The following is a 12,335-nucleotide window of genomic DNA, read 5'->3' on the forward strand; positions in this document are numbered from 1 at the left end:
TAAATAAGGCTAACTTTAGTTCTTCAACACATTACTACCGACATGAAAAAAGTAAAAAGGTTCTTACTGTGGTTTGTTGTAATTCTAGCCTTATTGGTATTTGCCGTCTTTATTTTCATCAATACGTTAACACCGACCTATAGTGGGGAAAAAGAACTTGATATCTTACGGGATGAAGTAACGGTTTATTTTGATGCTTATGGTATTCCGCATATCTATTCCTCAAATAAAATCGATGCTTTTAAAACCCTTGGTTATGTGCATGCCCAAGATAGGTTATGGCAAATGGAACTTTTAAGGCGGGTTGCCAAAGGTAGGTTATCAGAGGTGTTCGGAAAGGATTTGGTTGAAACGGATAAGTTCTTTATTGCCTTAGGTATTGATGAACATACCAAGAAAACAGTGGCGAGCCTTGATCGAAATAGTGAAATGGTCAAGCTTTCGGAAGCCTATTTGGCAGGCATCAATAAATTTATCGAGAAAGGTCCGACCCCGGTAGAGTTTTACTTGACTGGGCTTGATAAAGAGCCATTTATTTTAGAGGATATCTATGATGCCGTGGGCTATATGGCCTTTAGTTTCGCAATGGCCCATAAGACCGATCCATTATTGTCTACCATTAAAAATAAATTGGGCGAGTCGTATTTAGCAGACTTGGCCATAGTTTCGGATACCACTTCGACATGGATTAAAAACTATCGATGGCAAACCACCGACTCCATAGCGACATCAGTTCAAGTGAACTGGAACAAGGCCCTAAGTAAATTACCTATTCCTCAATTCGTCGGTAGTAATAGTTGGGTACTTTCCCCTGAAAAGACCAAGAATGGTAAAGTGATATTGGCAAACGACCCCCATATCGGCTTTGCCCAACCTTCGGTTTGGTACGAAGCGCATATCAGTACCCCCACCTATGAAAAGTATGGGTATCATTTGGCCGGGGTGCCATTTCCACTGCTTGGTCATGATAAGAATTTGGCCTATGGGCTGACGATGTTCGAAAACGATGATATCGACTTTTATTACGAAAAAACAAATCCTGATGACAACGATACTTATATGACCGAGAACGGTTGGCAACCCTATGAGACCGTTTCAAAGACCATTGAGGTAAAAGATGCCTCCCCGATTAGTTTCGATTACAAAAAAACAAGACACGGACCCGTACTGAATGATTTTGCGAACCAAATACAAGAAGAGGCTCCCGTGGCCATGTCTTGGATCTATACCAAGCTTGAAAATGAGGTGTTGGATGCTTTATATGGGATATCTCATGCAACCAATATTGATGAATTTCAAAAAGCCTTGCCTAAAATACACGCCCCTGGCCTCAACGTGATGTATGGTGATAAAGATGGAAATGTAGCTTGGTGGGCGTCTGCTAAGCTGTATCAAATGCCCGATAGCGTATCAACAAAATTTATTCTTGACGGTACGTTGGGCAAGGCTGAACCCATTCGCTATTTGGATTTTGAGGAAAACCCCCAAGCCATTAACCCACCCTGGAAGTATGTGTATTCCGCCAATAATCAACCTGATTCCATTGCTGGCATGCTATATCCTGGTTACTATCTGCCTGAGAATAGGGGAAAACGAATCGTTCAACTATTGGAAGAAAAGAATGATTGGGATAAGGAGTCGGTGGCCAAAATGATCTTGGACGATACGTCCTCCGTAAACCCGGACCTTGTTACCGAGATGATCAAGTTAATCGATATTACGTACTTGAATGAAGAGCAACTGGTGCAATTGGATGCCTTAAAAAATTGGAAGGGTGATTATCCTGTAGAAAGTATCAGTGCCACACTGTATCATAGATGCGTGTATTATGTTTTAAAGAACACTTTTGAAGACGAATTGGGGAAAGATCTTTTTAAACAATTTTTAGGCACACATTTGTCAAAACGTCAGATAGTACACGGTACGAAAAGGGAAGTAGGCGTATGGTGGGACAATGTTTTGACACCTGAAAAAAAAGAAACCCGTGCCGATATTGCCATGAAGTCTTTTGCCGATGCTTGGGCCTCTTTAATCAGTGATTTCGGTGAGGACACGTCACTGTGGCAATGGGGCAACGTGCATACCTTAGAACATGGTCACCCCATCGGGCAAGTACCTTCGCTTCGAAAATATTTCAATGTGGGGCCCTTTTCGGTAAATGGGAGTAGGGAGGTTATCAATAACATGTCGTTTCCGTATGATAGTACTGGTCTTTACAAGGTAAGTTCAGGTCCCTCTACACGGCGTATTGTTGATTTTTCAGATATTGAGAATAGTATGAGTATATTACCCACAGGGCAATCAGGAAATCCGCTGAGTCCCTATTACAAAGATCAAGCTGAACTTTACATCAATGGCGAATTTCGTAAAATGATGATGAACAAAGAAGAAATCATCAAAAAATCGGCATCTATTTTAAATTTTGTGCCAAAAGGATAAATGGGACCGGTTTTTTTAGTTTTTAAATACTATGTTTAGTATTTTACAAAAGCTAATTCGACCAACATGCATGCTTTGAACAAAAACGTCTCAAATCTTCGCGACGTACTCCTCTTATTTTTATGCTTTTTAACCACTGCCATATTGGTTTCCCAAGAAGGCCAAACGACGGTAAACACCGATGACAATACCTTGAGGTCAACATTGCTGCGATTGGAAGGGGATACCGGATATCGATTCTTCTTTTTAGAGGATTGGATAACGGATATTGAGGGAAAGACTTTTGATGGCAATGAAAATTTGAATGATATCCTTACGGAATTGCTTGAAGGTACGGACTTGAATTTTTATATTTTAGAATCTGAGAAAAGGGTGTTCCTACTTAAAAACGCGGTTGTTTATGACCAACTGCCAAATCGGTTTTTTGGCAATACCCAAGATAGTGTAAGCACGGCAAATGAAAATACTTCGGTCACCAATTTACCTCCCCCGATATTCTTAACCGAGGAACAGCAGAATAAAGAAAGAAAAAGACCCATTGTTCGGGTTGGCAAGAGCGGTTCACAACAAAAATCAAGATATACCTTACAAGGTAGGGCAATCAACTTAAGTTCTGGCGAGGTGGTTCCTGATCTGGCCATTCGGGTTAAAGAGGCCAACGTATTTACGGCAACCGATACCCAAGGCCGTTATTCCATGGAACTTCCGGCGGGCTATAATGTCTTGTCGGTATCGGCCATGGGCATACAAAATGTAGAACAAGAGGTCATTATGTACAGTGATGGTTCATTTGACCTTTATCTAGATGAAAGCCTGGAACGTCTTGATGAAGTGGTAGTTGAGGCTGACGCCGCAAAAAATGTGGAAGAAGCCATTACCGGTAGTGAGCAAATCGACTCTGAGGAATCAAAAAACATACCTTTGGTATTAGGTGAACGCAATATTTTGGAGATAGCAAAGGCACTGCCCGGTATCTCATCGGCGGGTGAAGGGGCGACCGGTCTAAATGTACGCGGTGGTAAAACCGATCAAAACCTGGTCTTATTGGATGATGCCGTAATTTATAATCCGCAACACTTTTTCGGTATTTTTCAAGCCCTAAATCCTTTTACAACGGCCGGGGTTGATATTTATAAAGGAGCTCCACCGGTCGAATTTGGTGGGCGACTTTCCTCTGTGTTGGACATTCACACGAAAAATGGGAATGTCGAAAAATTGGCAGGTGAAGGCTCTATTGGTCCCGTTACGGGTAACCTGGCGTTGGAAATTCCCATAAAAAAAGATACGTCTTCCCTTGTCGTCGGCGCCCGTGGCGCTTATGCGGATTGGATCCTTCGTTCTTTGGATGAGGAATCCTTAAACAACAGTGAGGCATCATTTTTTGACGGTATCCTAAAATACCACCATCGATTTAATGAAAATAGTGAGATTAAGGGTACGGCATATTACAGTAGGGATGCCTTTAGTATTACATCAGATTCACTATATAACTACAGTAACAGGTTATTCTCGGCCAAATGGGACCACAAACTTACGGAAACCACCAATGGGGCACTTTTACTCGCAAATAGTGACTACCGCTTTGGGATAGACTTTGATGGTGAGGCGAACAATGATTTTGACTTGAACTATAATGTGAATGAAACAGAACTAAAGTATAAACTTAGAACTAGGTTAAACGACAAGCATGCCCTGGATTATGGCATATCGGGTAAGTATTACTCGGTAAACCCCGGCAGTATTGAGCCGCTAAACGACGAGTCGGATGTTCAAAGTACTTTTATTGATGAGGAGCAGGCCTTCGAAGGTGCACTGTTTATAGGGGATGAGTACAAGGTCTCAGACCGTTTGTTACTGAATTTGGGTGTGCGCTATGCCTTTTTCGCAGCCCTTGGGCCAGGAACACAGCGGACTTATGCCGAAGGACAACCGCGAAACGAATCTACGGTGGTAGACACTCTATCTTTTAGTAGTGGCGAGATCATCGAAACATATGGCGGACCTGAGGCAAGGATGTCGGCCCGTTATCTTTTTACCCCAGACTTCTCGATTAAGGCGAGTTTTAACAATGCCTATCAGTTTATCCATACCTTATCGAACAATACTACCGTTTCCCCGATTGACACTTGGAAACTGTCTGATGCCAATATTAGGCCCCAAACTGGTTATCAAGCTAGCCTTGGGTTGTACAAAAATTTTAAGGACAATGAATATGAGTTGAGCCTTGAAGGATATTATAAAAGTCTTGACGATGTTCTTGACTTTAGAACGGGGGCCAATCTTTTTTTAAATGAGAATGTAGAGACCGAGGTGCTGCAAGGGGATGGAAAGGCATATGGCGTGGAGTTTTTGGCAAAAAAGAACAAAGGCGATTTTAATGGTTGGCTATCTTACACGTATTCAAGGTCCCTATATCGTTTTGATAGTGAGTTTAGTGAAGAGCGCATTAACAACGGGGATTTTTTCCCTTCCAACTTCGATCGACCCCATGACGTCAGCTTGATTGCCAATTATAAACTTACGAAACGGTACAGTTTTTCAGCAAATTTCGTATACCAAACCGGTCGTCCCGTTACGTTTCCAATAGGAACCTTTCGATTTAATAATGCTGATTTCGTTGCTTTCAGTAACCGCAATGAGTTTCGTATACCTGATTTTTATCGTCTCGATTTGGGTGTCAATATCGAGGGAAATCATAAAAAACAGAAGCTTGCCCATAGTTTTATCACGATTTCCGTGTATAATGTATTGGGTAGAAACAATCCATACTCCGTATTTTTTGTAACGGAAGATGGGGAAGTAAGGGCATTGCAAAGTTCGATCTTTGCCATACCGATACCTTCGATCACCTATAATTTTAAGTTTTGAAAATTGCTAAAGATAATTGGATATGAAAAAGAAGATAATATGGCTAGGCCTACTTTGTTTGATGCATGGTTTTATCGGTTGTGTCGAAGAATTTGATGCGCAGATTAATGAACTGGAAACGGCACTGGTAGTAGATGCCCGGTTGACTAATGAACTTCGACCACAGACGGTCTTGCTTTCGAATACGTTTGATTTCGACGCGATCGACCCAAACCCGGAAACAGGTGCGGAAGTGGTTTTAGTAGACGATTTGAATAACACTACGGATTTTATAGAAGATTCTCCTGGGGTCTACACATCTGCAAATGCATTGCAATTGACACAAGGTCGAACGTATACATTACAAATCACGCGAACGGATGGCAGTAGGTTTCTTTCAACACCTCAAGAATTACCAAGCGAAACCACTATCGCAGCCATCACGCCCACACGAGTAATAAACAATTCAGGTTTGGAAGGGGTCTCCATTGTTCTGGATGTTGAAGGAAACAGTGCCAATACAGGGCCAGATTATTATAGATATGAATATCTGGAGACCACAAAGATCATAGCCCCGGATTTCAATCCTTTCTCATGGGATGAAATCGACTATGATTTTTTCTGTGAGGATGATGATGGTTGGGATGTTACCATTGCGGCAAGACAAGAGCCCGCAAAGGTCTGTTTTGCCTCTTCGAATTCAAATGATTTGATTCTTGCCTCTACCGAAGAATTGGTTACGAATAATTTGGAAGGTTTTGAAGTACGTTTTTTATCAAGGGAAAATTATTATATCGCACATCGATATAGCATTTTAGTAAAGCAATATCATTTAGACGCTGAGGCGGCTTCTTTTTATCAGATCCTTAGTGACTTTTCGAACAACGAAAGTGTCTTCAGTAATGTACAAACGGGCTTGATTGAAGGAAATATTAATGCGGAAAATACCGATGATTTGGTTTTAGGGTATTTCGAATTGAGCTCATATAGCGAAAAACGGGTGTTTTTTAATTATACCGATCTCTTTCCTGATGAGGAATTACCACCTTATGTCATCAATTGTGAGTTTGCAAGTGAACCCCCATTATATCCTGAAGGCTTTCACGCCACTGAGATTGACGGTAAGATTGTAATTGATGGCACCTCGAATTCCCCGCTCATCGATGGAATACTGGCAGGGCTAATCGGTTATCATGATACGAATGAAAATTATCAGGTCTTGGATGCCGATGGGGAACCTGATAGGGCGCCTTTTGTAGTAAAACCATTGGGTTGTGTAGACTGTAGGGAGTTCGGCAGTAACGTACCCCCTGAATTTTGGATTGAAGAGTGAAGAAATGGATATACATAGTAGCACTTTCTTTTATTGTGGTCGGTTGCCTCGATGAATTGGATATTGGCATTGGTTCCGCAAATAGGACCCAAGGCATTCTGATTGTCGAAGGCGGCATAACCAACGAGCTTAAGAACCATAGTGTCATATTGAGCCGCATAGACACCTTGGTAGATCTGGGTATTGATTCCATTTTCAACCCTTTTACACCAGTTCGTGATATCAATAGGGATTTGGTGCCCTATGAAGAAAATGCAACGGTTACCGTAACCGACGCCAATGGAACGGTTTTTGAATTTGAAGAAGGGAGCCCTGGTATTTATGAATCAAGAACACCATTTGCTGCCGAAATGGATAACTCCTATCAATTAAATATCGTTACCGATGATGGTCGCGGGTTTTCTTCAGAACCCATGTCGGTTGAAGGTGTTTCTGAAATTGCGGATATCTATGCTGAAAAAACAATTAGTGGCACAGGTGCGGAAGGGGTTGGAATTTTCATTGATAACAATTCAATATCCGGTAACGTGCAAAACTTGAGGTTTACGTATGACGAGACTTTTAAGATCATCGCCCCTTTTTGGGCCGAAAAAGATTTTCTTCTTACCAATTACGATCCTTGTGCATTACCCGTGCCAACATATGATTTAGAAATCGTGGTCAGGGAACAAGAAGAACAGGTCTGCTTTGGAAACGAATCGTCGAACACCATTATACAGGCAGAGCAGAACAACCCGGAAAGTGATGGTATAGAACGGTTTATGGTGCGATTTATAGGCCGGGAAAATTACATCCTCTCCCACAGGTACAGTATAGAGGTCACCCAAATGGTATCAGGCGCGGCTTCCTACGGTTTTTATGACCAGTTGAACAGTTTTAGTGAGACGGGTAATGTGTTCTCTCAGGTACAACCAGGTTTTTTGGAAGGTAACTTATCCGCTGATAATGGGGAACAGGGTACCATAATTGGTTTTTTTGATGTGGTATCGGTGTCTAAAAGACGTTTGTTTTTTAACTACTCCGATTTCTACCCAAATGAGCCATTACCACCTTACGTTTTCAATTGTGATGAAATTTCGGCCCCCGAATCACACACATCTTTTTGTTTTTCAGGGCCAGGTGGTAGAAATGATTGTCCGCAATCAGTCATTGAACGGGTGAACTTGGATCTGATATCTTATGTAAGGGCAAACGATGGTAATATTGGGGTCTGTCCGGGGCCACATGTATTTGTTTTCAGGCCCTGTGGTGACTGTACGACATTGGGAAGTAATGAAATACCGGAATTTTGGATTGAGGAATGAGAAGAATTGTCTTATATATCGTACTTGGTATACTTTTTTACAATTGTGTTGATGAAGTGGACCTTGCCATTACAACTTCAGGCAATGACCCAGAGGATATTTTGATCGTGGAGGGTACATTGACCAATGAGCTCAAAAAGCATACGATAACACTTAGCACGATCGATACCATATTAGACCTTCAAATTGATTCTGTATATACCCCTTTTACGCCACCCAGGGATATTGAAAGGGACCTGGTCAACTACGAGGAAAATGCCCAGGTAGTGGTCGTCGATGGAAATGGGGTGGAGTACGGTTTTGATGAAGTGGATCCTGGTATTTATGAATCATCTATCGCATTTGCCGCTCAGCTAGCTACGACATACCAATTATTGATAACGACATCCAATGGCAGAAGCTTTTCTTCAGAACCTATGCAAATTCAGGGGGTCGCCGAAATTGACGGTATTCATGCGGCGAAAACAACCAGTGATACCGGGGCAGAGGGTATCGGTATTTTTATAACCAACAATTCAGTAGACGGTAATAGCCAAAATTTAAGGTTCACTTACAGTGAAACGTATAAGATCATTGCCCCTTTGTGGCGACCGCAAGAATTTAGGTTGACCAACTACGATCCGTGTGCCTTACCGGTACCCACCTATGATCTCGAAATCGTAGACCGCACCGAAGAACAACGCGTATGCTATGCCACAGAAGAATCGAATACGATCGTGCAAACACAATTATCCAACTTAAATGGTAGTGGACTTGAAGATTTTATGGTGCGGTTTTTAGGGCGTTCCAATTTTGCGATATCACACCGGTATAGTATTGAGGTAGCCCAATTGGTCTCAAGTCCCGAGGCATTCGGTTTTTATGAACAACTCGATAATTTTAGCCAATCCGATAATGTTTTTTCCCAAGTCCAACCTGGTTTTTTAGAAGGTAATATAACCGCGGATAATGGTAGGGAAGGGGCGGCAATCGGTTTTTTTGATGTGGCCTCCGTTTCTAAGACAAGGTTGTTTTTTAATTACAGTGATTTTTACCCAGATGAACCATTACCCCCGTTTCCATTCGATTGTGGGGTACATTCATCCCCTGAGTCACATGTCAGCTATTGTTTTATGGGTGAGTTTGTAAATGATTGTCCGCAGTCCATCATTGAAAGGATTGATTTAGGGGTAATTAGTTATGTTGACGTTAATAGTTTAAACCTTGGTACCTGTCCTGGGCCTTATCTTTACGTGGCAAGCGCTTGTGGTGATTGCACACGAATAGGAACAAACGTGGTACCCGAATTTTGGATAGAAGAATGAGAAATTGTGTTTATATACTACTTGTACTATCCTTTTTTATTACGGGATGTGTTGAAGAAATCGCTATTGCTACTGATTTACAGGCAGATATAGACATAACGGAAGTTTTGATAGTCGAGGCAACACTAACGGATGAATTGAAAAATCAAAAGGTTACCTTAAGTAGGGGGCAACAGTTTGGCAACGATAGTACCGCGGTTTTTGAGGTTGGGGCCACTGTTCAGGTTGATGATGATCTAGGAAACACCTTTAATTTTATAAGTGATGCGGTGGGCAACTATTTTTCTGAAGTGCCTTTTGCCGCTCAAACGGGAAGGTCATATCAATTGCGGATTTCTACGCCGGATGGTACCAATTATCAATCTGAATTGGTTTCCAGTGCTGGGGTCTCGATAATCGATAATATCTATGCAGAACGGGTAATTAGCGATAGTGGGGTTGATGGAATGGCGATTTTCGTAGACAGTTCAAACCCCGATAATAATTTTAACAACTACAGGTATGTCTATGAGGAAACCTATAAAATAATTGCACCGAATTGGACATCGACCGAATTTGAGATAATCAGGGAAGAAGTGGAATTTACCTTTGATGAGGTCAATCAAGAGTTTACCGAAATTCTATACCCCGATGTGAGATTGGTGCCTAGGCAACAAGAAGAACGGGTATGTTTTAATACGGTTGCGTCAAATGATATCATATTGTCAGATGGCCTTGTTTTGAACGAGGGTCGAACGGATGGGAATTTGGTGCGTTTTATCAATAGGAATGATCCCATTTTGTCGCATCGATACAGTATTTTAGTAAATCAGTTCGTACAATCCCCAGATGCCGCTAAATTTTACAATACCTTGCTCCAATTTTCCGAAAGCGAGAGTGTTTTCAGTGCTATTCAACCTGGTTTTATTGAAGGGAATATCGCAGCTGTGAACAATCCTGAAGCTTTGGTCATTGGTTATTTTGAAGTGGCCAGTATTGCAAGTAGAAGGCTGTTCTTTAATTATGAGGATTTTTTCCCAAATGAGGATTTACCCCCTTATTTTGATGGTTTGAACTGCGAAAGGGTATTTGCCCCGCCGCTGGGTAATCCTGAACGAGATGGGGTATTCACTATGGACGACTGTGGTGTTCCAAGGCCTTTGATCGATTATATAAAGGCCGAGGAGATAGAATTTTTCTTGTCTTCAGGGCAAGGGCTCTGTGAAGGACCTTTTTTTGTAACACAAAGGCCTTGCGGTGATTGTACCGCATTAGGCAGTAATCGTATACCGGAATTTTGGACGGAATAAAATAACACATATGAAAAAAATAGCAGCAGTACTGTTTCTCTTATTGGCCCTTTATGGAAATTCACAATATGTAATTTCAGATGGTTCAGAACTCTTGGCATTACAACGTACCCCTTTAGAACGCGTTTTTATGCACCATACGGGAGCGGTATTGTTTCCGGGGGAATATTTAAATTATTCCATACATGTGATGAACGCGCAAAGTGGAAGAACCAGTACGATTAGTAAGATCGCGTATGTGTTATTGGTGGATAAAGATGGCGATATCATGTTTGAACATAAGTTAAAACTTGAAAAGGGCATGGCTGAAGGTGACTTTTTTATTCCTTCAGAACTGAGATCTGGCAATTATAAATTGATTGCCTATACGAATTGGATACGGAATGCAGGGATCGATCAATTTTTTCAAGATGATGTGGTCATTATTAATCCCTATTTGGCGAACCAATCCGAATTTTTGGGCCAAAATGGGGAACCCTCCAATATGGATGCCGATTTACGAACAATCGTATCAGATTCCGCAACTTTAGAACTACAGACCGATAAAGTGAATTATGGTACAAGGGCATTGGTCAAATTAAGTTTAAAAAATTACAAATCGTATTTAGGGAATGGTACGTACCACATATCGGTATCCAAGAAAAACGACTTTACCAAGAAAGGGGCAAAACGTGCTGTTGTAGATGCGAGAAATGCACCAAAATTAAAGAAGGCGATTGACCAAAAAGTGGGCGATAGTATCTTCTTACCTGAACAACGTGGCGAATTAATATTTGGTAGGGTGTTTGACAAGGAAGATGGAAAACCCGTACCTAATATTACGACGGTCATAACCATGCCAGGTCAGGAGTTTTTATTGAAATTTGCAAATACCAATGAATCTGGTACGTTTTACAGCTATTTGCGCAAAGATTATAAGGTTCCAACGCCGATAGTGCAACCATTGAACGATAGCTTATCCGTCGATCTGGTAATGGGTGCCAAAAACCCTCCTGAGCTGGAGTCATTGACGTTCAGGGCCTATAATTTTTCATCTGATTTTAAAGATTTGATTTTAGAACGCAGTATTCAAAATCAAGTTGAGAATCAGTTTTTCAAGGCGAAACCAGACTCTATCCTTCTTAAAGACCCCATAGATTCTTTTGATGGTGGAATACCTGAAACAGTGCTTTTGGATGAGTATACACGTTTTCCGACCCTAGAGGAAACCTTGGTTGAAATTGTTGAAAACGTCGGTTTTAGAAGAAATTCCAAATATGGTCATTTTATAAGGGTAGCCCAAGACTTTGAGCGTTATGACGAAGATTTCAATTCTTTTCCATCCATAGTTTTGATTGACGGGGTATTTATTCCGAATCCAAAAACCATCAGGGATTTTGATGCCACTTTGATTGAGCGTATTCGTGTCGTTCGCGATCAGTTTCAAATGGGCGGAGGAATGTATCAAGGTATTGTTTCGATTGAAACTTTTGATAATGATTTTTATGAGACCTATGAAGGAAAGAATATGTCAAGGTCAGATCTTAAACCTTTATTTCCTGTTAAGAATTATTTTAAGCAAAAATATGACGAGCCAAATAATGTGGGGCTAGATCGAATTCCAGATTATCGAAGGGTCTTATTCTGGCAGCCTAATATTGTGGTTGATGGTAACAATTATGAATATGAGTTCTTTACTTCCGACCTATCAGGTGATTTTGAGATTGTTTTAGAAGGGTATACGACGTATGGTAAGCCAATTTCCTTGAAAAAGACAATTTCAGTCGGGTTGGAACCCTGATTTAACCTTATAGATAATGGTTTAGAACACAATCACGAA

Annotated in this window: 7 protein-coding genes; all 7 read left to right on the forward strand. The window is 41.2% G+C overall.

The window, feature by feature from the left end; translation table 11 throughout:
* Positions 1 to 42: 42 nt before the first annotated feature.
* Positions 43 to 2,439, forward strand: a complete 2,397-nt coding sequence (locus AACM45_RS02075) for a penicillin acylase family protein (RefSeq protein WP_339140404.1) — start codon at positions 43 to 45, stop codon at positions 2,437 to 2,439.
* 75 nt (positions 2,440 to 2,514) lie between these two features.
* Positions 2,515 to 5,307, forward strand: coding sequence for a TonB-dependent receptor (locus AACM45_RS02080; protein ID WP_339140405.1), 2,793 nt, complete (start codon positions 2,515 to 2,517; stop codon positions 5,305 to 5,307).
* 22 nt (positions 5,308 to 5,329) lie between these two features.
* Positions 5,330 to 6,619 (forward strand): DUF4249 domain-containing protein, encoded by a 1,290-nt coding sequence (locus tag AACM45_RS02085; protein ID WP_339140406.1) that lies wholly within the window; start codon positions 5,330 to 5,332, stop codon positions 6,617 to 6,619.
* Positions 6,616 to 7,923, forward strand: coding sequence for a DUF4249 family protein (locus AACM45_RS02090; RefSeq protein WP_339140407.1), 1,308 nt, complete (start codon positions 6,616 to 6,618; stop codon positions 7,921 to 7,923). Before AACM45_RS02085 ends, AACM45_RS02090 begins: the two co-directional genes overlap by 4 nt.
* The gene (locus tag AACM45_RS02095) at positions 7,920 to 9,227 is read left to right on the forward strand and encodes a DUF4249 family protein (RefSeq protein WP_339140408.1); all 1,308 of its coding nucleotides are present in this window, start codon (positions 7,920 to 7,922) and stop codon (positions 9,225 to 9,227) included. Before AACM45_RS02090 ends, AACM45_RS02095 begins: the two co-directional genes overlap by 4 nt.
* Positions 9,224 to 10,516, forward strand: coding sequence for a DUF4249 domain-containing protein (locus AACM45_RS02100; RefSeq protein ID WP_339140409.1), 1,293 nt, complete (start codon positions 9,224 to 9,226; stop codon positions 10,514 to 10,516). The genes AACM45_RS02095 and AACM45_RS02100 overlap by 4 nt, the downstream gene beginning before the upstream one ends.
* 10 nt (positions 10,517 to 10,526) lie before the next feature.
* Positions 10,527 to 12,296: a hypothetical protein gene (locus tag AACM45_RS02105; protein ID WP_339140410.1), complete on the forward strand. Its 1,770-nt coding sequence runs from the start codon at positions 10,527 to 10,529 to the stop codon at positions 12,294 to 12,296.
* Positions 12,297 to 12,335: the final 39 nt, after the last annotated feature.

It is taken from the genome of Croceitalea sp. MTPC5, assembly GCF_036985505.1.
Lineage (GTDB): Bacteria > Bacteroidota > Bacteroidia > Flavobacteriales > Flavobacteriaceae > Croceitalea.

Excerpts from the sequence above, each read along its gene's own strand:
- AACM45_RS02095 (WP_339140408.1), top strand. The coding sequence starts at position 7,920 with ATGAGAAGAATTGTCTTATATATCGTACTTGGTATACTTTTTTACAAT.
- AACM45_RS02075 (WP_339140404.1), top strand. The coding sequence starts at position 43 with ATGAAAAAAGTAAAAAGGTTCTTACTGTGGTTTGTTGTAATTCTAGCC.
- AACM45_RS02085 (WP_339140406.1), top strand. The coding sequence starts at position 5,330 with ATGAAAAAGAAGATAATATGGCTAGGCCTACTTTGTTTGATGCATGGT.
- AACM45_RS02100 (WP_339140409.1), top strand. The coding sequence starts at position 9,224 with ATGAGAAATTGTGTTTATATACTACTTGTACTATCCTTTTTTATTACG.
- AACM45_RS02105 (WP_339140410.1), top strand. The coding sequence starts at position 10,527 with ATGAAAAAAATAGCAGCAGTACTGTTTCTCTTATTGGCCCTTTATGGA.